Here is a 21,474-nt window from a genome sequence, read left to right as displayed (position 1 = left end):
AGGAAATGAACGTGACGCCATCCCGGAGACGACCATGAAAATCTCCCTCGGGGCCAAGACCCTGGCCCAGCCGACGCCCTTGTGGATCATCGGCTCCTATGACGAAAGCGGCAAACCCAACGCCATGGCCGCGGCCTGGGGCGGGATCTGCTGTTCCAAGCCGCCGTGCGTGGCCGTTTCCCTGCGCGAGGAGCGGCACAGCTTTTCGGCCATCACCGCCCGCAAGGCCTTCACCGTGAGCGTCCCCTCGGTGCGTTTCGCCGCCCAGGCCGACTTTTTCGGCATCGCCTCGGGCCGCGACACCGACAAGTTCGCCGCCGCGGGCCTGACCCCGGTGCGCTCGAAGCTCGTCGACGCCCCGTACGTCGGGGAGTTCCCCCTGGTGCTGGAGTGCGCACTGCTGCGGACCGTGCCGCTGGGCATGCACGTGCAGTTCATTGGAGAGATCGTAGATGTCAAGGCTGACGAGGATGTCCTGGATGCGAAGGGATATCCGGATGCGGCCAAGGTGCAGCCCCTCATCTTCACTCCTGTTTCCAGAGCCTATCACGCCGTGGGTGAGTATGTCGGGCAGGCTTTCGAAATGGGTCAGCTTTTCTGCAAGAAAGACTAGTCCGAACCTCAACCATGCGGATTTAGGGCCATGACCGAGCACTACGCCGATTTCTTCTGTTCCCGCGACCTCGTCCTGTCCCTCGTCAAGGCGGGCGTCCCGGCCAACTCCAAGTGGGGGGCCCTCATCCTCTACATGCGCTCCATCACGGAATACGACTACCTTTCCGCCGAGCAGAAGCAGCAGATGCAGGACCTGGTCATGCAGGTCATCCGGGAGCGGGACTACTCGGAAACGCGCTTCAAGGAGTTCGTGCGCCTGCAGGAGCAGATCCTCTACAAGCCCTGGAACAAGAAGCTCGAAGAGGCCTTCCGCGAGACCGTGGGCCTGATCGAGCACATCCGCTCCCAGAACATCCAGCGGGCCAAGGAAGTCAAGGACCTGCGCGAAACGACCATCAACACCGTGCGCGATCAGAACGCCCTGGAGGACATCGTCGTCGAGATCCGGGCGGCCTTCGAGAAGGTCATCTCGCAGCTGGAGGAGGACACGCGGGACCTGGTCGAGATGAGCTACACCGACCAGCTGACCAAGCTCAACAACCGCCGGGCCTTTGATCGCTACTTCCGGGCCACCCTGGCGGAGCACGTGGTCACGGGCAAGCCCATGAGCCTCATGTTTCTGGATATCGACCATTTCAAGGCCTTCAACGACTCCTACGGGCACCGCATCGGCGACCAGGCCCTGGTCACGGTGGCGGGCAAGCTCATGGGCTTCGCCCACAAGTACCGCACCATGCCCAACCGCAGCTTTTTTCCGGCGCGCTTCGGCGGCGAGGAGTTCATCGTCGCCCTGCCGGGCGTGGGCCTGGACGAGGCGAAGGAGGACGCGGAATCCCTGCGCACCATCATCGAGGAATACAATTTCATCATCCGCGATCACAACGGCCAGGTGCTGCAGAAGGGCATCAAGATCACCGTGTCCATCGGCGTGGCGACCCTGCGGCCCGAATGGACCGGCAGCCACGGCGAACGGCTCCTCGACGAGGCCGACCGGGCCATGTACCGGGCCAAAAATCAGGGCCGCAACCAGGTATGCGCCATGGGCGAGTGCTGAAGGGTTTCTTCGGGAAACGCGAAGGGCTCCACGGGATATCCGGGGGCCCTTTTCGCTTTTCAGGTGCTATGTCCGGGTCGCGTCCAGAATGACCTCCAGCCTGCGGGCGTAGGTGTGCTCCGCCAGGATGTGCTCCTGCCAGGCCAGGCGCAGCTCTTCCTTGCGTTTTGGCGCGGCGGCCAGGGCTGCCAGCAGGTCCGTGGCCTGCTCAGGGGTTTGGAAGGCCACGGGGCGGGTCAGTTCCGGCGGGAAGATCGAGAGGCCCGGCGTGTCGTCGGTCAGCAGGAAGCCGCCGCAGGCCCAGACGTCGAAATGGCGCTGGGTCAGGCCGTGGGGCAGGAGCAGACTCGTCAGGTTCAGGGTGAAGGATGCCCGGCGGCAGGCATCGGCCAGACCGGCGTAGTAGTCCACAGGGGGCAGGAGGCGAACTCCGGGCACAAGGCTGCGCCAGGCGTCGTCCCCGATGACGGTCAGGTCCGTCGCGGCGTTCAAGGCGGCCAGGCAACTCATGCGCCACGCGGCGGACGCCGTTTCCGCCCCCAGTCCCAGGACCCTTACGTCGTTGCCTGGCCAGAGGGGGATGTCCGGCAGCCTGTCGCGCCACCAACCGAAATGGGCCTGCCTACCCGGCAGCGTCCCAGCCTCGTCGGCCAGGCTTTGCGGAATCCTGCAGGCGGCGAAGAAGCGGTCCCGGTCCGGGAAGGACGAGCGGCCGACGAAGGTCAGGTCGCGGCCTGCCGGACACGCGGCTCCCGGGGCGAAGAATTTCGGGCTCCCGGCCAGGGGCAGATGCCTCGCCTCGGCGCCCATGGAACGCAGGGGCCGGGCGAACCAGTCGTCGGTGACGAAGAGGGGCAGGCGTTTCCAGAGCAGGTTTTTCTGGCCCGTGAGCAGGTGGAAGGGGTTGTCCACGCACCACACGGCCACGGGTACTCCGGCCGCCTCCAGCAGGGCCTGGTTCTCGCCCCAGGGGTCCAGGCCGTGGAAGTTGACGCTCAGGAACAGGCCGGGCGCTTCCGCTTCGAGGGCCCTGGCCAGATCGGCGGCCGGGATGGCTGCGGGCAGGCGCCTGGGCCGAAGTTCCAGGGCAAGGGCGGCGTCCTCCAGTTCCGGGACGATGAGCCCTTTATCCGGGCAGGGCAGCCAGACGTCGGCAGGCTTGCGGGCCTTGGGCGCGGGGTGCAGGGCGGCCAGCAGCGGCGCGTAGACCGAGGGCAGCAGGCGGGTGGCCGGCGTGTAGTGCAGGACTCGCACGCCGGGCAGCAGGGCCGGGGTGGCCTCCATGGAGACGGGCTCCCAGTCCGGCGGGAAGGCGCCGGGCCATGCGGGGGGCATCCGCCTTTCGAACTCCGGTTCCCGGAGCACGAGGACGCGCCGCGCTCCGGACAGCAGCGGCGCGCACAACTCGGGCTCGGGCCCCGGACAGAGGACGAGGATGTCCTCCCCACGGCCCAGCAGACGAAGATATTGCTCTCCTGCGGGGAGCGTTGTAGATATCCCAAGCTCGTTTTTGAACTTTACACGTATGGGTCTGGCTGGCATGAAGGCGCTCGCTTGGGTGGTCGGGATGCTGCCCCGGTCATGAGAGCATGAAACAATACCGCGATTACTATTTCAAAAAGGCCAAGCAGGACAACTACCCTGCCCGCTCCGTATACAAGCTTCAGGAAATGGACAAGGCGCACAAACTGTTGCGCCCCGGCCAGAAGGTCCTGGACCTCGGGGCCTGTCCCGGCTCCTGGACCCTGTACGCGGCCGAGCGCGTCGGCCCGGGCGGGCGGGTGCTGGGCGTCGACCTGAACATGCCGGACACTGTCTTTCCGGAGCAGGTGACCTTCCTGCAGGAAGACATCTTCGCGCGCTCGCCCGTGTTTCTCGGGCATCTGCAAACCCTGGCCCCCTTCGACGTGGTCATGAGCGACATGGCCCCGAAGACCACGGGATCGAAATTTACGGACCAGGCCCGCTCCATCCAGCTCGTGGAGGCGGCCTTCGCCGTGGCCGAGGAGTGGCTGGCGCCGCGCGGAACGTTCATCGCCAAGGTCTTTGAAGGCCCGGACGTGCACCCCTTCGTGCAGTCCCTGCGGGGGCGCTTCGCCAAGGTCGTCATGGTCAAGCCCAAGAGCAGCCGCTCCGAGAGCAAGGAAATCTTCATCCTGGGTCTGGGGTTCGTCCCGGCCGGACGCGAAGAGCATCGCGCATAACGAATTTTTTTGGAGGAAAACATGGCAGGACATAGTAAATGGAAGAACATCCAGCACCGCAAGGGCCGTCAGGATCTCAAGCGCGGCAAGATGTTCACCAAGGTGACCAAGGAAATCATCCTCGCGGCCAAGGGCGGCGGCGACCCGGACATGAACGCGCGGCTGCGCGCGGCCATCGATGCGGCCAAGGCCGTGAACCTGCCCAAGGACAAGATTGACACGGCCATCAAGAAGGGCACGGGCGAGCTGGCTTCCGAGGCCCTGGAAGAGATCATGTATGAAGGCTACGCGCCCGGCGGCGTGGCCATCCTCATCGAGGCCGTCACGGACAACCGGAACCGCACCGTGGCCGAGGTGCGCCACATCCTGAGCAAGGGCGGCGGCTCCATGGGCGCGGCCGGCTGCGTGGCCTGGATGTTCGACAAGAAGGGCGTCTTCGCCTTCGACAAGAAGTACACCGAGGATCAGCTCCTGGAAGTGGGCCTGGAGGCCGGCGTCGAGGACGTGCTCGATGACGACGATTCCTGGCAGGTGCAGTGCGCGGTCGAGGATTTCCATTCCGCCAAGTCCGCCTTCGAGGCCGCGGGCATCGAGATCATGAGCGCCGAGCTGAACCGCATCCCCCAGAATACCGTGGCCGTGGACGTGGAGACAGGACGCAAGGTCCTCAAGCTCTACGACGCCCTGGACGACAACGACGACGTGCAGAACGTCTACGCCAACTTCGAGCTGCCCCCGGAACTCCTGGCGGAGATGTAAGCCCGGAGCATGGCTGCCGAACGCGTCATCCTGGGCGTGGACCCCGGGTCGCGCTGCATGGGCTACGGCCTGGTGCGGGAGCGGTCCGGGGTTTTGTCCCTGGTCGAGGCTGGCGTGGTCCGGCCGGCCGAGGAGGCCATGAGCGCCCGGCTGGGGCTCATGTACTCGCGCATCACGGCGCTGCTGCAGGCCCATTCTCCGCAGGCCGTGGCCGTGGAGAATGTATTTTTCGCCCGCAACTCGGCCTCGGCCCTGAAGCTCGGGCAGGCGCGCGGGGCGGTGCTGGCCGCCTGCGGCGTGCATGGGGTCGAGGTCTTCGGCTACGAGCCCACCCTGGTCAAGAAATCCCTGGTCGGCGCGGGGCGGGCCGAAAAGAGTCAGGTGTCCTTCATGGTCGGCCAGCTCCTGGGCGTGCGCCCCGACTGGGCCGAAGATGCAGGCGACGCCCTGGCCCTGGCCATCTGCCACCTCAATCACTCCCGCTTCCTGGCCGCCGTTGCGGCTGGTCAAGACGGGGCAACTCGTCTATAGCCTCTGTCCATGATCGCATATCTCGAAGGAACCGTGCTGCGCCGCGACGCGGAGGCCTGCATCCTGCTGACCTCCGGCGGGGTGGGGTACCAGGTCCACATGACCGTCGGCGCCCTGTCGTCCCTGCCCGGGGCCGGCGACACGGCGCGCCTCTTCGTGCACACCCTGGTGCGCGAGGACGCGCTGGTGCTGTACGGCTTCGGGACCTGGGAGGAGCGGGAGGCCTTCGAGACCCTGCTGGCCGCGCCCAAGCTCGGCCCCAGGACGGCCCTGGCCATGCTCGGCTGCTACGGTCCCTCGGAGCTTGCGGCCTGCATAGCCAGGGAGGACGTGGCCGCCCTGACGCGGGTGCCCGGCATCGGGGCCAAAACGGCCAAGCGGCTGCTTCTGGACCTCAAGGACAAGCTCGTGGCCTCGGCCACGCTCTCGCCCGGCAGGACGGCCCCGACGGCCACGGCCGAGTCCGACTGCGCCGCGGCCCTGGTTTCCCTGGGTTACGGCAGGCACGAGGTGGACGAGGTGGTCCGGACCGTGTTCGAACGCGAGCCGGACCTGGACGCGGGCAGCGCCATCCGGCAGGCCCTCAAAATTTTCGCGTCGAAATAACATGGTGCACAACCCAGGCGAAGAGCACATCCGTCCGCGCACGCTGGACGATTTCATCGGACAGGAGGACGTCCGCGGCAACCTGAAGATCTACCTTCAGGCAGCCAAGGAACGCGGACAGCACCTGGACCACTGCCTGCTCTACGGCAACCCGGGCCTCGGCAAGACGACCCTGGCCCAGATCATGGCCAGTGAGCTGGGCGTGAATCTGGTCTCCACCTCCGGCCCGGTGCTGGAGCGCAGCGGCGACCTGGCCGCCATCCTGACCAGCCTGAACCGCCACGACCTGCTTTTCATCGACGAGATCCACCGCATGCCCGCAGTCGTGGAGGAAATCCTCTACCCCGGCATGGAGGATTTCAAGCTGGACCTCATCGTCGGCCAGGGGCCCGGGGCGCGTACGGTCAAGATCGAGCTGGAGCCCTTCACCCTGGTCGGGGCCACGACGCGCATCGGCCTGTTGACCTCGCCCCTGCGCGACCGCTTCGGGGTCATCTGCCGCCTGGAGTTCTACAACCCTCGCGAACTGGCCCAGATCGTGACCCGCGCCGCGCGCATCCTCGGCCTTGAGATCAGCCACGAGGGCGCCCTGGAGATCGGGCGGCGCTCCCGCGGCACGCCGCGCATCGCCAACCGGCTGCTGAGGCGCGTGGCCGACTACGCCCAGGTGGCCTGCAGCCCGGTCATCGACGCCGAGGTGGCGGCCAAGGGCCTGGACATCATGGACGTGGACTCCATCGGCCTGGACATGATGGACCGCAAGATCCTGGAGTGCATCATCGACCACTTCGGCGGCGGGCCCGTGGGCGTCAAGACCATCGCCGCGGCCTGCTCCGAGGAGGTCCGCACCATCGAGGACATCTACGAGCCCTATCTCATCCAGTGCGGGTTCCTGAAGCGCACCCCGCGCGGCCGCGTGGTAACGGCCAAGGCCTACCAGCACATCGACGGCGGCCTGAAGCTGCGCAACGCCTAGCCGGGTCGCGCGTTCAGCCGGCCGGTTTCCAGGCGGCGTGCCATTCATCCTTTCACCAACCAGTTCAGCGAGGAGCCATGAAAGTCATCGACCCCAGTTTCTCCTTCATGCACCTGCCCGACGGCGAGTTCATCCTGCAGCACCTCGAACTGGCCGCCCGCACCTGTTACAAGTCCGAGGACAAGGCCAGCCCGGACTCGGCCCGCAAGCTCCTGTCGCGTATCGTCCGCCTGGGCCACGACAGCGTCCTCGAACACATCTCCGTCACCGTGCGCATCGTCTGCGACCGCGGCGTGACGCACGAACTGGTCCGCCACCGCCTGTGCTCCTTCTCCCAGGAGAGCACCCGCTACGCCAACTACGCCCAGGACAAGTTCGGCAGCGAAATCACCGTCATCCGTCCCTTCTTCTGGGCCGCGGACGACGCACGCTACGCCCTCTGGCTCTCGGCCATGCAGGCCTGCGAGGACACCTACCTGCGCCTGGTGGACGCCGGCGCCACGGCCCAGGAGGCCAGGAGCGTCCTGCCCAACAGCCTCAAGACCGAGATCGTGACCACGGCCAACATCCGCGAGTGGCGCCACATCTTCAAGCTACGCTGCGACAAGGCCGCCCACCCCCAGATGCGTCAGGTCATGCTGCCGATGCTTGCCGCCTTTGCCCAGCGCATTCCGCTGCTCTATGACGACCTGGCCGAGCGTTTCGCCGATTCCATCCGCGAGATGAACGATCAAGGCGCCGCCGCGTCCGTCTTCTGATCCCCCCTGCCAGCGCGTTTTCATCCGGGCATGTTCAAAAAACGTGCCCTTTTTTTCGTTTTCTGATGTGAGAAATTGTCCGACAAAGATGTCGGCTCCCCTCCAAACGGCGCCACAAACGATAAATCACGTGTTTTGGCCCTCCGATGCAGATATTTCGGAGCGCTCCTGCCGGTTATTGTCTGCCCAAGCCTTTACATGCAAAGCTGTAGAAATTTCTTCGTGTACCGGGGTAGTTTTATTTTATTCATTATTTCAGCATATTGTTCAAAGATGCTCCCTGCTTGGGCGCTGAACGGAGATTTGTTCCCATTAAGGGTCCCGTGATCTAAAATTTGAAGAAAATAAAAGAAAAATTCAAATAATAAATTTGTAGATGTGGATAAATTTTTTCCTGATGTTGAAAAATATGCGTTGACAATCCGGGAGCGTCGGCCAAGCGGGACAATGACGTTTCCGCGTCGAAGCCCCGGAAGTCGAAGGAAATATGGAAATTGTTTAATTACGCAATGTTAGCCTGTATAGAAAGAGTTGGCCCGAGTCGCGACAGGCTCCCCTTACCGGAGTTGTCGCAGGTCTGTCGCTTGGCTAAGACCCCTTCCCATGATTGACGCATGGGACCGAATTTCACACTCGCTGGAGAGGACGCTTTCTCCGGGGCACTTTCAGCTCTGGGTCAAGCCGTTGCAAGGCTGCCTCGAGAACGACACGCTCGTGCTCCGGGCGCCGAACGACTTTGTCTGCACCTGGGTCAAGGATCGCATACTTGGCCGGATCAGGGATGCTGCGGCGGACGTGTTGGGATTTGCGCCCCGCGTCGACCTGGGTTCCGCCCAGGCCGGCGCTCCCATGCTTCCCGTGGAACCGGCCGCGCCCCAGAGGCGCATTGTCACCCAGCAGATGGGGCTGCCCATGGCGCACGCCCTGCCAACCCAGACCATTCACAACTGGCGGCATCAGTTCGACGATTTCATCGTCGGCCCGTGCAACAACCTCGCCTATGTCGCGTCAAAGAGCTTCTGCCAGGACGTCGCGGGCTCGGATCAGCTTTTTCTCTGCTCGGCCCCGGGCCTGGGCAAGACCCATCTCGCCCAGGCCATCGGCAGCGAGATCGCCCGCCAGACCAACCGCCAGCATCTGCGCGTCTGCTATCTGAGTGCCGAGGAGTTCTCCTCCCAGCTCGTCATGGCCATCAAGGCCAAGGCCGTAGAGCAGTTCAAGACGCGTTTCCGCTCCGATCTGGACCTTCTCCTGCTCGAAGACGTGCATTTCCTGCAGGGCAAGGAAAAGATGCAGGACGAGCTTCTGAACACGCTGAAATCCCTGCAGAACCAGGGGCGGCGCGTGGTCATGACCAGCACCTTCCTGCCGCGGGAGCTGGCGGACATCGACCCCAACCTGACGTCGCGCTTCGCCCAGGGCTTCATGGCCGTGATCAACAAGCCCGACCACCAGACCCGGCTGTCCATCATTGACGCCAAGGCGCGGGCCGCTCAGGTGAGCATGCCCGGGAGCGTCGCAGAGCTTCTGGCCACGCGCATCACCTCTGACGTCCGCCAGCTGGAGAGCTGCCTCAAGAACATCTTCCTCAAGTCCAGGCTCCTGAACATGGACATCTCCATGGACCTGGTCTGGGACATCCTCCAGAACTACGACCTTGGCGGCGGCTCCATCGACCTGGACAAGATCATCAGCTTCGTCTGCCAGGCCTACGGCTTCGGCTTCGACGACCTGTGCTCCAAGAGCCGCAAGCGCGATCGCGTCGTCGCTCGCAACACGGCCTTCTACCTGGCCCGCAAGCACACGGACCTGTCCCTGGTGGACATCGGCCGGCGTTTCAACCGCAAGCATTCCACGGTCATCAAGGGCATCGCCTCCGTGGAGCAGGAAGTGGCCCGCAAGACGTCGCTCGGCAACCAGATCGCCCGGACCATCAACCAGCTGCAGGCCTGAACCGGCCCCCCACGCTTTTTTCGCAACGCGAAAGGCCCGGATGCTGTCAAGCGCCCGGGCCTTTCGCGTTGCGTGTCGTCGATCAGCGGCTAGGAGCAGACCACCGCGCACTCCATGGCCTTTTCCAGCACCCGGCCGCCGCGGGCCGTGCCCAGGGCCGACTGCAGGGCGTCCAGGACCTGCGGGTCGTAGCTTCCCGCAGAAGCGCGCATGATCTCCAGAGTCTGGTCCGTGCTCATGGCCGGGCGGTAGGACCGGGGGCGGATCATGGCGCAGAAGCTGTTGGCCACGCTTAGAACCCGGGCCTGGAGGCTGATTTCTCCGTTCTGCAGACCCTTGGGGTAGCCGCTGCCGTCCAGGCGTTCGTTCATCTGGTAGACGGCCTCGTAGACGGGCAGCTCGAAATCGATCTGACGCAGGATGTCCCCGGCGTGCTCCACGTGCTTCTGGACCATCTGCTTCTCCTCTTCCGTGAGCTGGTCCACCTTGGTCAACAGCGACTTGTCGATGAAGATCTTGCCGATCTGGGAGAGGTGGGACGCGATCTCCACAGTGGCTTTGTCCTCGGGCGAGAGCTTCAGGGTCTCGGCCAGCAGGGACGCCACGTCGCGCATCAGGATCGAGTGGCCGGCGAGGTACGGGTCCGTGAACTCGATGGCCTTGACCAGGGCCTCAACCGTCTGGGAGATGGCCTGACGCTTGCGCTCCTCGGCTTTGACCATGCTCGTGATGTCGCGGAACACGGACACGATGCCCGTGGGCGCGCCCGAGTCCTCCTTGAGCATGACCTTGGTGATCTGGAAATAGTGCTCCTGCGACTTCAGGAAGATGCGTTCGGTGAAGGTCACGGGCCGGCCTGTCTTGAGGGCCTGGTCGTCGGACTGTTCCAGGCGTTTGCCCGTGTCGAAGCCGAACAGGGCGATGTCGTCGAGGCCCAGGACCTCCTCCTCGGGCCGCCCCACGCCGTCGGCCAGGGCCGGGTTGGCGTAGGTGTAGTTGCCGCTCAGGTTCTTCACCACGATGAAGTCCGGGATGGTGTCATTGATGGAATCCAGGAAGTTGCGCTGCTGTTCGAGCTCCTGGGCCAGGTGCTGGAATTCCCCGGCGATGCGCTTCTGGTTCTGGCCCAGGGTGCGCCACCAGATGGCGCCGAAGAGCAGGCTCAGCACCATGGCGATGAGCCCGGCGATGAGCACGGAGATGCGCGTGTAGTCCTGCAGGCTCTTGGTAGCGTCCTGCACGTCCACTTCCTGCACCATCCACAGGTCGAGGTCGGGAACCTTGATTCCGAGGGAGAATACGGGAGTCTGCCCGCCCAGGCTGTCACGCTTGGCGAACCCGAGGCTCCGGTCCGACTGCAGTTCGGGCGCCGCGGCCAGGGCCACCGTTCCCTCGGGCTTCCAGGGTACGATCTCCTGGAATCCGGCCTCGGTCAGCTGCATGAGCCGCGTGCGTTCGCCTTTGGCCGACAGCGGCGTGTTGGAGACCAGGGAGGTGACGGTCGTGCCCGCGCTCTTGGTCAGCATGACCACGGCCACGGCCTTCTTGGTCCCGTTGTCCTCGGCCGTGGACAGGATGGGCACGAACAGGTCGATGACCATGCCGTTGTCCGTCTGCCGCAAGGGCGAGAAGTGGGGCATGGGGTAGGCGAAGGTCATCTTGATCAGGCCGGACTGGACCGGCGAGAGCGGGACCATGCGGTTGTCCGAGCCGATGTAGGACTGGCCGCTGCGGTGCACGATGCGCCCGGACAGAAAGCCGGCGAAGGACGTGAAGTCGGCGAAGGTCTGGTGCATGAGGGGGAACTGGTCCGTGAGCTGGGCCAGGTGGTCGTAGTTCTTGCCCTCGGGGATGATGCCGGTGATCAGGAAGCTCGGGTCCACGTCGATGAGGTCCATGTCCGTGGCGTACAGTCGGAACAGGTCCGAGGAGATGAGCTTGTCCGTCTGCTGCACCAGCCCCGACAGCCAGGTGCCGAAGACTTCCGCGCGGCTGTTGGCCAGAAGCTCCAGGCGTTCATGGACCTGCTCCTGCAGTTCTCCCTGCTTGACCCTGACGGTCCAGGCCACCCATGCCAGCAGGGCCGTGAGGATCAGCGAAATGATCGCGACACCCATCACAAGTTCCGACTTGCTCCTGCCTACGGGTGGAGTCGTTCTGCCGTTGTCTCGTGTCATATTCCCATCTCCATTAAGGTTTTGTGTCCAGAGGGATGTGCGACCACCTGTACCGTTCGTTCAAGGAGTAGTACGGCGCGTAATGCTTGTACTTGTCGTGCGAGAAGACCACGCTGGTGACGTTGTCGAGGACCAGGGCGTCCCCGTCGATGAAGACCGCCAGGATCGCGTGCGCGATGCCCCGGATGCGGTCCTTCAGGATGACGATGCGCAGGCTCTCCGGAGAGAAGCCCAGTTCCCGCAACGCGAAATACTTGGTGATGGCGAAGTCTTCGCAATCGCCCGAAATCTTGAGAAATTCCTGCGGCGTGGCCCACCAGTCCGAGGTTCCATAGGCATCCTGGTCCAGGCGGTAGGGCCATTTGTTGAAAAACGTGTTGACCGCCTTCAGCTGCTCCATGGGCGCAAGGCCCCTGGCCTGGGACATGATGCGCTGCCAGCTCGTGGCCCCCGGGGGGCACCCCGCGCCGCTGCAGGAGTTCAGCACCCGGACCTGGGCCTCGGCCTTGGACAGGACCCGCTTCCATTTGGGCAGGGCGTCAAAGTTGCCCCTGAAGGCCGCGGTCTGGAAGAGCCGCACGGGCTGGCCCTTGGCGTCCTGGCCGGACTGCCCGGCAGGCGCCGTGCCCGCAGGTTGCGCCTGTCCTGGCGTGCGGCCTGGCGCGGTTTGCGCCTGGCTTTCGCCCCGCCAGGGCCTGGCCGCAGCCTGGCCCGTCAGGGGGCGGGTCGGAGCGGTTTCGGCCGCATCCGCGGGCGGCTGGGGGCTGGCGACCTCCGCGTCCGCCACCTGCGTCGGAGCCGGGTCAGCCGTTCGCTCCGGAGCCGCGTCCGCCACCTGCTCCGGAGCCGGGTCCGTCTCTGCGGCCTTCACATCGGGGTTCGCCGGGACCTGCTCCGGGGCTGCGTCATCCTCCATCCTGTCCGACGCATCGCGGGCCGGCGTCTCCCCGGCCCGGTCCCGGGCCGCCTGGTCGTTCAGCCTGGCGGGGGGCGCTGTCCGGCCTTCGCGCCCCTCGTCCCCGGCCGCGACGTCGCTGGGCCTGGGTGGCGGGGTTTCGTCAACCCGGCCTGCCAGGCCAGGCTTCGCCTCCTGCCGCGCATCGGTTCCGCCGATCTGTTCCGAACCGGCCCTGATCTCCGGCCCCGGCCCCTGCGCACCCATTGGCTGCGCCCGCTCCGCCAGGAACAGGCCCGGCAGCAGGAGGGCCGCCGCGATCAGCGTCAGGAGTGCCCGGGGCCGTCGCGTCAAGACATCACCGCTCCCTCAAGGCGTTCTCCTTGGCCTTGAGAATGGGTTTCAGGAGGTAGTCCAGCACGCTCTTCTTGCCCGTCAGGATGTCCACGCTGGCCGTCATGCCGGGGATGATGGGCAGCTTCTCGCCGCGGTAGACGATGGCCGCGGCCTTGGTGCGCAGCTTGACCTTGTAGAAGCTTTCGCCCTTCTGGTTCTCGATGGTGTCCGCGCTGATCTGCTCCACCGAGCCTTCGAGACCGCCGTAGATGGAGAAGTCGTAGGCCGTGATCTTGATCATGGCCTTCTGGCCCGGGTGCAGGAAGGCGATGTCCGCGGGCTTGATGTTGGCCTCGACGAGCAGGGTGTCGTCCAGGGGCACGATTTCGAGGATGGGTTCGCCGGGTTTGACCACGCCGCCGATGGTGTTGAGGATGACCTGCTTGACCGTGCCGCGCACGGGGCTGCGCACGTCGGTGCGCATGACCCGGTCCTTGCCGGCCGAGAGGGCGTGCAGCTTGGAGTTCAGCTCCACCTGGTGCTGGTTCATCTCCTGCAGGGCCATGGCCTTGAACTCGGCCATGCGCTGGGCCTCGCGCTGCTTGATCTCCTGGGCCGCCTGCTGGGTGCGCGGGATGGCCACGTTGAGGCTCTGCACGTCGCCGCGCAGGGAACTGACGGCGCGCTCCAGGGAAAGGTACTCGACTTTGGGGTAGACGTTCTTCTCCATGAGCGGCTTGGCGATGCCCAGCTGCTCTTGGGCCAGCTTCAGGTCCTGGGCGGCCTGGTTGCGGCGGATGGTCATCTCCTGGGCTTCCTGGACGCGCTGGGAGTACTGGCTACGCAGGATGGCCATCTCCTGGTTCAGCTGGGCCATGCGGGCCTGGTAGATGGCCAGTTGGTCCCGGACGGCGTCGGGGGCCTTGGCGCTGACCTCTTCGGGGAAGGACGGCTCCGTGCCCGTGGCCTCGGCCTGGAGGCGGGCGATGGCGGCCTTGTGCTCCAGGGCCTGGCTGGCCACGTCCTTCAGGGTGCTCTGGGCCAACTCGTTGCTGATGCGCACCAGGATGTCGTCCTTCTCCACGATCTGGTTCTCGCGGACCAGGATTCCTTCGAGGATGCCGCCTTCGAGGTTCTGGATGACCTGCACCCGCTGGGACGGGATGACCTGGCCCATGCCGCGCGTGACCTCGTCGAGGATGGCGAAGTGGGTCCAGGCGAGGAAGGATCCCAGCAGCAGGCAGATGGTCAGGGACAGGACGTAGGCCCAGCCGTGCCCGCGGCGGTAGAGGGCGGCGTCGACCTCGCTCATGAAGTTGAGGTCGGCTTCGGAATATTTCGGATTACTCACGTTTGGCTCCATTGCCGCGTTTCTGCAGTTCGGCCAGCACGGCGTTGCGCGGCCCGTCGGCGACGATCTTGCCGTCATCGAGGGCGATGACGCGGTTGGCTAGGGAGAGCAGGCTCGGGCGGTGGGTGATGAGGATCAGGGTCTTGCCCTTCAAGGCTGAGGCCAGGCGCAGCTTGAGCACTGCCTCCACGCCCACATCCATGGAACTGCTCGGCTCGTCCAGGATGACGATGTCCGGGTCCAGGAGCAGGGTGCGGGCAATGGTGATGGCCTGGCGCTGCCCGCCGGACAGGGCCAGGCCGCGTTCGCCGACCTGCAGGTTGAAGCCGGCCGGGTTGTTCTTCACGAAGTCCGTCACGCCGGCAATGGTCGCGGCCCGCAGCAGGGCCTGGTCGCTGACGTGGGGCGCGCCCAGGGTGATGTTCTCGCGCACCGTGCCGTAGAACAGGAAATTGTCCTGGGCCATGTAGCCGATCTTGGCCCGCAGTTCGGCCGGGTCCAGCTGCCGGATGTCCATGCCGCCGATCTTCACCGAGCCGCGCTGGGGCATGTAGAGTCCGGTGATGAGCTTGCCGAGTGTCGTCTTGCCCGATCCCATCTTGCCGATGACGGCCACGTGCTCGCCCTGGGCGATGTGGAAGTCCAGGTAGGACACGGCATTGGTCAGGCCGCTGGGGTACTTGAAGCTGACCCCCTCGAAGGTGATGGTGCCGCGCAGGTCCTGGTGCTCCATGCGCTGGGCCTCTTCGGGACGTTCGCTGGGGATCTGCATGAGCAGGTCCAGGTTCTTGAGGGCCATGCGGCTCTGCTGCAGGCGGGTCAGCATGGCGGCCACGGCGCCCAGCGGGCTCATGGCCCGGCCCACGAGGATGGAGCAGGCGATGATGCCGCCCGTGGTCATCTCGCCCTGGGCGATGCGGTACACGCCCCAGATGACGACGCCGCAGTAGACGACCTGCGAGGCGAACTGGGTGAAGCTCATGGAGAAGGTGGACAGGGCCTTGGAGCGGATGGCCGAGCGCGCGCCCTGGCCCACGATCTTTTCCCAGCGGCCGAGCATGGAGCCTTCGGCGCGGCTGGTCTTGATGGTTTCCATGCCGCTGATGGCCTCGACCAGCAGGGCGTTCTTCTGCGTGGACTCCTTGTAGCCGCCCTCGATGGCGCGCTTGAGGGGCCCCTGCATGACGATGCCGACCAGGATGACGATGGGCGCGACCACGCCCGGGACCACGGCCACGGGGCCGCCGATGTAGGCGATGATTATGATGAACAGGATCAGAAAAGGCAGGTCCACCAGGGCCAGGAGGGTCGTGGAGCTGAAGAACTCGCGCAGGGCGTCGAACTCGCGCATGTTGTTGACCAGGGCGCCCGTGGATTCGGGCTTGTGGTCCATGCGGATTGACAGGAGGTGGCTCATGAGCTTGCTGGCCACGAGGATGTCCGAGTTGCGGCCGGCGATGTCCACGAAGTATCCGCGCAGGTTGCGCAAGGCGAAGTCGAAGAAGAAGGCCAGGCCCACGCCCACGGCCAGGACCCACAGGGTCTCCACGGCGTTGTTGGGCACCACGCGGTCGTACACGTTCATGGTGAAGATGGGCGAGGCGATGGCCAGCAGGTTGATGAAGATGGAGGCCAGGATGACGTGTCGGTAGATGGGCAGGAAATGGAAGATGGTGCCCCAGAACCATTTCTTGGTGTCGAAGATCTTGAGGCCTTCGGTGCGGCTGTCGAGGCGTCCCTTGGGCCGGGCGAAGACCGCGTGGCCGGAGTAGTTCTGCCGCAGGGTCTCGATGGGCGTGTCGAAGGGCGCGTCGGGGTTCTCGGGCATGATGATGCGCGCGCTCTGCCCGTCCACCGCGGCCAGCACGCAGGCGCCGCCGTCGGTCATGAGCAGGATGCAGGGCATGTTCAGGGGCGAGATCTTCCCGATGTCCGGCTTGTGCCCGATGCGGGCGTCGATGCCCTCGCGCCGCGCTGCCCGGATGCAGGCGTAGGGAGTCAGTCCCTCCTGGGTCCGCGGCAGTCCGTTCTCCAGGGCCGTGACGGTCACGGGCCTGCCGTGCAGCCGGGAGACGATGGCCAGGCATTCGACCAGCGGGGGGGGTGAAGGCGACCTGGGAGGGCGCGAGTTGCAGGGTGATGGAGGGCCGCGCCGGTTTGGCGTCGACGGTGGGGTTGACCTCCACGGGAGTGACATTCGGGTCGTTCATGCGCTCGCTACCTCTAGGATACAGAATTTGTAGAACATTATGCGCTCCCCCCTGCGCATGCAAGGGAAATCGGGGGAGACGGCCGTCGCCCGAAAGTGTGAGGCCGAATCGGGCGACGGGAAAATGGTCACGGTTGGGAGTTGGAATATCGCTATTGTTGTCAGGTTGTTGCTGCGGCGAGGCGGTGTCTTGGTATGAGTTTCATGTAAAACACTACGTAATTGTATTTATTTCTTGGGCCTGCGTTTGTACTGTCTGCAGTATGTTGCGTCAAGAGTCTATGTAGGTATTTGGAGTGAAAGACTAATTCGATTTGCGAGTATGAAGATACGTTTTTCATACTTGCCCCTCTGTATCCCCTGCTTACCGGAAGGGCATGAAGAGTGATTTCCCGGTTTCGTTATCGGCCTGTCGGCCAGGGAAAGGAGGGCATCATGGCAGAGACAATCAGCAACACGACACGAGTGGTCGAGGCGCCGCTGGCCGACCAGACGATCGTCATCACGGCAACGGCGGGGCAGGACATTGCCCTGTCGGCGGCATTCGAACTGGTTGAACCCGTGCGCGAGGGGGAGAACGTCATTTTCGCCTTTGACAATGGCGGAAAGGTTGTCATCGATTTCGCCGATCTCGGTGAAACCCAGGTACCGAACATCGTTCTCGCCGACGGGACCATGTTGAGCGCCGAGGAGTTCCTGGCTTTCGTGGCTGGCGACCGCATGGCGGCCCTGGAAGGCGAGGGGGTCGAGCCCGCCGCCGGTCCGGCCGGGGGCGCTGCCGGCGGCGGTGTCGGCGCATACGTGGATGACGCGGGCAACATCATCGACGGCGTGGACAAGCTGGGCGGCCTGGACCCGCGGGACTTCGCCACCATCACGGTGGAGCCCCTCGAAGCCGACCCGGAAGAGGAAGTGGCGGCGGTAGTGCCGCCGAACAACCCCCCGAGCATCGTCATCAATCTCGACGCCATCGGCGACGAGGTCGACGAAGCCGGGCTGCCTGACTACGGGTCCAATGCCGGGTCCGATGCGGAGTACGCGGCGGGCAGCTTCACCCTCTCGGACCCGGACGGCCTCGACAATCTCGCTGCGCTCTCCATCAACGGCGTCTCCATCGCCATGGCGGATCTTGTCGGCAGCGCGATCATAACGGACAAGGGCACGATGACCATTACAGACTACGACCCGGCAACGGGCATCGTTACGTATGGTTACGTCCTGACAGCTGCGCAGGACCATGCAGGCGGTCCTGTCTCCGATTCCTTCACCCTGGTCCTGACCGACCTCGGGGGCCTTTCTTCCGCCCCGGTCGATATCGCGATCAACATTGTGGATGACATGCCGACGGCTGCCGACGACGGCCCGGCCGCGGTGACCGAGGACGCCTTGGGCTTCGTGTCCGGCAACGTCCTGGACAATGACGCCTCGGGCGCCGACGTGTCCAAGGAGTTCGTGTCCTGGACGGCGGACGGCCACGACAACACGGACGCCCTGGCCGCCCTCGGCGGGTACGGCAGTCTGGTCCAAGGCCCTGGCGGATCGTGGAGCTTCACCCTCGACAACACCCTGGCCTCGACGCAGTCCCTGACTGCCGAGGACAGCCTCAGCTACGACATCTGGTACACCATGAAGGACGCCGACGGCGACGAGTCGCCGGCCAGGCTGACCATCGTCATCAACGGCGCAGACGATCGCGCCACGGTGGTCACGGCGGCGGCTCAGGGCCCGGACAACACCGTCGACGAGGCGGGCCTGAACCCCGACGGGTCCAAGGCCGGCCTGAACATCGAGACGGACGACGGCACGTTCGCGGTATCCGCCACGGACGGCATCGAGAACATCGTCATCGGCGGACAGGTCTTCGCCCTTGATGAGATGCAGGCCTTCGACGGCACGCAGACGGTTGACACGGACGAGGGCATCCTGACCCTGACCGGCTACGCGGGTGACTCCTTCGGCGGAACGGTGAGCTACACCTACACGCTGAAGGCGACCATCGACAACGACACCAAGGCCGACGCGACGGACGGGCATTTCGACGACGTCGTGGCCTTGACGGTCAACGGCATCGGCGGGACCACGGCCAGCGACGACCTGGTGGTGCGCATCCTCGATGACACGCCCACGGCCGTCGATGACGCCGACAGCGTGACCGAAGGCCTGGGTCACATCGCCGACGGCAACGTGTTCATGGGCGGAGGCGGCGATGATGAGAATGTCACGGACGGAGTCCCCGACGTGCTCGGCGCCGATCAGGAAAGCTCGGGCTTCGCGGTTACGGGCATCCGACTTGGCACAGAGGCCGGCCCCGGCGCTCTGACGCTGGTGACGGCGGGAGGCGTGATCATCGCCGGCGCGTACGGCGATCTGAATATTGCGGCCGACGGCAGCTACACCTACACGCTCACGACGGATGCGATCCCCCTTGGCGTGGAGAGCGAAACCTTCACCTACGAGATCACGGACGGCGACGGCGACACGGATCTGGCCCAGCTCGTGATTGGTCTGAACCAGGACCTCCGCGTTCCCGACGTGACCGGCGACGCCCGGACCGTCTACGAGGACGGCCTGGCCGACGGTCAGCAGCACGGCGCCGACAGCGAGATCGTGACCACGGGCAGCTTCACGGTCGACGGCAACAACGAGAACTACACGCTGCTGCTCAACGGCGTGCTGATCGACGAAGAGGGTGACACCGTGGACACCGGCAAGGGCGTTCTGCAGATCACCTCCATATCCGACCCGGACGCGGGCGGCGTGGTGACCTACGGCTACACCTACACCCTGTCCGCCAACCTGGCCCATACCGGCCAGGGCGAAGTGAACCCCATCCTGGATGCCATTTCCATGACCGTCACGGACGCGACCGGCGACAGCGACCCGACGCCTGGTTCCATCCTCATCTCCATTGTCGACGACATCCCGACACTCTCGGCGGGGAACCTTGCAGTGGCCAACGAAGTCGGGACGCACACAGGGGAATACGCCTTTGAAGTCGGCGCGGACACGCAGGCTTTTGCCGACAGTTTCGACGCGGCCTCGCTGGTCTGGTTGAACCAGGCGTCCGGATTCGTCTTCGAGTACGACGGACTTGCGTCCAGCGCCTCGACGCTTGTCTACAACGCCAAGGACGCGGAAGGGAACGTGTTCTTCACCGTGTCGGTCAACAGCGACGGCACCTATGACTTCAACCTCGTCAACCCCGTGCCGGTAGCCGAGATCGAGATTCCGAGCCTGCTGGCCGGCATCTCCGGCGGCACGGGCCTTGAGAGCTACACCTTCCCGAGCGCCATGTTCGGCGGCCAGTTCGAGCTGGTGGCCACGGGCACGAGCGGCGGCGCGGACGACGGGCTCTGGATTTCCGCCACGGACCTGGGCGTGGGTGACAACGTCATGCACGGCAACAAGGGCGATGTCCTGACCTTCGATGTGGTGCCCGTCGACGGCTCGACGGCATCCATCTCCGAACTGACCATATCCATGTCGGGCACGGCCGGGACAAAGGACACGGACATGGTCACGCTCAAGGCCTACTACACGGACGGGACCTCGACCTCCGTCGATCAGGTCATCGGAAGCGATCTGGAAGTGACGTACGAACTCAATGTCGCCAAGACCGTGGATTACCTTGAACTGTACCCGTACGACAGCTCCGTGAGCTTCAAGATCGACGGGTTGTCCGCCAAGTACATCACCCAAGTCTACCCCGATGACTACGAACTGCAGTTCCAGCTGACGGGCGACGATTCGGACCTCGATACCGCTTCGGCCGGGTTCGTGGTCGCAGTGAACACGGAAGACGAAGACGGGTATGAAATCCACGGCACCAGCGGCCACGATTTCGTGTACGGCACGGACGGCGACGACGTCCTGTTTGGTCACGACGGCAACGACGTCCTCTTCGGAGGCAAGGGCGGCGACACCCTGACCGGCGGGGAAGGGGCGGACACCTTCGTCATCCTCGGCGGAGACCTGGACGGCGGCGTCGACCACATCACCGACTTCCATGTCGGCGGTGGGGACACCCTCGACGTGAGGGGCCTGTTCACGCCCGCAGCGGGCAGCGAGCTCGGGGACTATCTGGAATTCCGGAACGTGACGACCGTCGACGCGACGACCAGGACCGCGGACCTGTACGTTGACCAGGACGGCTCCGGAGCCGGCGCGGCCGTGCATGTGGCCACGATCACCATCACGGGCCTGGCCGCCGAGGCGGACACCGGGGCCGAGGTGCTCGGTGCCATGGAAAGCCAGATCAAGCCCGAAATGCCCTGACGGCGACGGATTGCGGGAGGGGGGCTTTGGCCCTCCTTCGCGCCGTTTCGCAGGTGTGTTCGCGAGTTGAAGGAAGCCATCGGAGGGAACTCCCATGATCGAGACACTGCGCATGATATCCTTCGCCGGTCAGCCCGTGCCCGATGACGGGCTGACCATCCGGACGCCCCAAGGCTGGGACCTGACGGTCTGGCCGGACGGGCACTACGCCTTCGCGCCGCCGGAAGGCGGGGCGGCGGACGGGCAGGCGCCGGTCACGACCTTCTACAGCTACGTCATGGAAGACATCGACGGTTCGACCTCCGTGGGGACCCTGGCCTTGAACCCGGGGGACGAGGCGCCCGGCCCTGCGGAGGATTTCCAGGCCTGGTCGCTGCCCGAGCTGCTTCACGACGAGGCCGGTGCGGCCCGGCTGCTGCTCGGCGGCGAGGACGGCCATGACCATGCGGCGGCCGCCGCTGCGGATGCCCTGGTGCATGAGCCTCACCTTGATTTCATGGGCGACGGCTCCTTCGATGACGATCTGACGCGTCTCATTCTTCACTCCCAGAATTCATGACCCGCTCTCCTCAAAAAGCGAGGCCGTTTCCAGGGCGCGAGGCGCCCTTTTCATTTCTGTCGGCCGGACAGAGCTGAACTTTCCTTTGCTTTGCGGGGGCGTCCAGCCTGTGCGCTTTTGGAGGCGGGCGGGGCTTCGTGATGCGAATGCGGCGTATTGATGGCTCTTGTCATGAAAGAGCATAAGTTCGGCATGTTGCGGGCGTGCTGAAAAGGA

At 64.9% G+C, this 21,474-nt stretch carries 16 protein-coding genes; 11 read left to right on the top strand and 5 right to left on the bottom strand.

From position 1 onward, the window contains the following. Nucleotides 1–34 precede the first annotated feature (34 nt). Nucleotides 35–613, top strand: coding sequence for a flavin reductase family protein (locus ACYQ3G_RS03175; RefSeq protein ID WP_459822297.1), 579 nt, complete (start codon nt 35–37; stop codon nt 611–613). A 30-nt stretch (nt 614–643) separates the two neighbouring features. Beyond that, complete coding sequence (locus ACYQ3G_RS03170) at nt 644–1,669, top strand: GGDEF domain-containing protein (RefSeq protein ID WP_459822295.1); 1,026 nt, start codon at nt 644–646, stop codon at nt 1,667–1,669. A 66-nt stretch (nt 1,670–1,735) separates the two neighbouring features. On the opposite strand, the gene ACYQ3G_RS03165 is transcribed toward ACYQ3G_RS03170, so the two are convergent. Then, on the bottom strand, nt 1,736–3,211 hold the full coding sequence (locus tag ACYQ3G_RS03165; protein WP_459822293.1) for a glycosyltransferase family protein: 1,476 nt from the start codon (nt 3,209–3,211) through the stop codon (nt 1,736–1,738). A gap of 47 nt (nt 3,212–3,258) precedes the next feature. Between ACYQ3G_RS03165 and ACYQ3G_RS03160 the strand changes: the two genes are divergently transcribed. From ACYQ3G_RS03160 to ACYQ3G_RS03130, 7 genes are all read left to right on the top strand, one after another. Then, the gene (locus ACYQ3G_RS03160) at nt 3,259–3,873 is read left to right on the top strand and encodes an RlmE family RNA methyltransferase (protein WP_459822291.1); all 615 of its coding nucleotides are present in this window, start codon (nt 3,259–3,261) and stop codon (nt 3,871–3,873) included. Nucleotides 3,874–3,894: 21 nt separating this feature from the next. Further along, nucleotides 3,895–4,632 (top strand): YebC/PmpR family DNA-binding transcriptional regulator, encoded by a 738-nt coding sequence (locus tag ACYQ3G_RS03155; protein ID WP_028578385.1) that lies wholly within the window; start codon nt 3,895–3,897, stop codon nt 4,630–4,632. 9 nt (nt 4,633–4,641) lie between these two features. After that, entirely contained in the window at nt 4,642–5,163 is a 522-nt protein-coding gene (gene ruvC / locus ACYQ3G_RS03150; RefSeq protein ID WP_459822289.1) for a crossover junction endodeoxyribonuclease RuvC, read from the top strand. 9 nt (nt 5,164–5,172) lie between these two features. Further along, nucleotides 5,173–5,769: a Holliday junction branch migration protein RuvA gene (ruvA, locus tag ACYQ3G_RS03145; protein WP_459822287.1), complete on the top strand. Its 597-nt coding sequence runs from the start codon at nt 5,173–5,175 to the stop codon at nt 5,767–5,769. A 1-nt stretch (nt 5,770) separates the two neighbouring features. After that, a complete protein-coding gene (gene ruvB / locus ACYQ3G_RS03140) occupies nt 5,771–6,745 on the top strand; it encodes a Holliday junction branch migration DNA helicase RuvB (protein ID WP_459822285.1) in 975 nt (324 codons plus the stop codon). Between the two features lie 77 nt (nt 6,746–6,822). Continuing rightward, entirely contained in the window at nt 6,823–7,503 is a 681-nt protein-coding gene (gene thyX, locus ACYQ3G_RS03135; protein WP_459822283.1) for an FAD-dependent thymidylate synthase, read from the top strand. 603 nt (nt 7,504–8,106) lie between these two features. Beyond that, nucleotides 8,107–9,456 (top strand): chromosomal replication initiator protein DnaA, encoded by a 1,350-nt coding sequence (locus ACYQ3G_RS03130; protein WP_459822281.1) that lies wholly within the window; start codon nt 8,107–8,109, stop codon nt 9,454–9,456. Between the two features lie 89 nt (nt 9,457–9,545). Here the strand turns inward: ACYQ3G_RS03130 and ACYQ3G_RS03125 are convergent, their stop codons facing one another. The 4 genes from ACYQ3G_RS03125 to ACYQ3G_RS03110 form a co-directional block, all read right to left on the bottom strand. Continuing rightward, nucleotides 9,546–11,573, bottom strand: a complete 2,028-nt coding sequence (locus tag ACYQ3G_RS03125) for an HD domain-containing phosphohydrolase (RefSeq protein WP_459822279.1) — start codon at nt 11,571–11,573, stop codon at nt 9,546–9,548. A 73-nt stretch (nt 11,574–11,646) separates the two neighbouring features. Further along, on the bottom strand, nt 11,647–12,882 hold the full coding sequence (locus tag ACYQ3G_RS03120; RefSeq protein WP_459822277.1) for a transglutaminase-like cysteine peptidase: 1,236 nt from the start codon (nt 12,880–12,882) through the stop codon (nt 11,647–11,649). A gap of 4 nt (nt 12,883–12,886) precedes the next feature. Beyond that, on the bottom strand, nt 12,887–14,227 hold the full coding sequence (locus ACYQ3G_RS03115) for an HlyD family type I secretion periplasmic adaptor subunit (RefSeq protein ID WP_459822275.1): 1,341 nt from the start codon (nt 14,225–14,227) through the stop codon (nt 12,887–12,889). Then, the gene (locus tag ACYQ3G_RS03110; RefSeq protein ID WP_459822273.1) at nt 14,208–16,265 is read right to left on the bottom strand and encodes a type I secretion system permease/ATPase; all 2,058 of its coding nucleotides are present in this window, start codon (nt 16,263–16,265) and stop codon (nt 14,208–14,210) included. Before ACYQ3G_RS03110 ends, ACYQ3G_RS03115 begins: the two co-directional genes overlap by 20 nt. 594 nt (nt 16,266–16,859) lie before the next feature. Here ACYQ3G_RS03110 and ACYQ3G_RS03105 point away from each other — a divergent pair. Beyond that, nucleotides 16,860–20,699, top strand: a complete 3,840-nt coding sequence (locus tag ACYQ3G_RS03105) for a VCBS domain-containing protein (RefSeq protein ID WP_459822271.1) — start codon at nt 16,860–16,862, stop codon at nt 20,697–20,699. Between the two features lie 94 nt (nt 20,700–20,793). Next, nucleotides 20,794–21,258 carry a hypothetical protein gene (locus tag ACYQ3G_RS03100; protein ID WP_459822269.1) on the top strand — a complete coding sequence of 155 codons (465 nt, stop codon included), beginning with the start codon at nt 20,794–20,796 and terminating at the stop codon, nt 21,256–21,258. Nucleotides 21,259–21,474: the final 216 nt, after the last annotated feature.

Source organism: Desulfomicrobium salsuginis, assembly GCF_054657795.1.
Note: the sequence above shows the minus strand (reverse complement) of the source record. Positions and strands in the feature narration are given on the sequence as shown.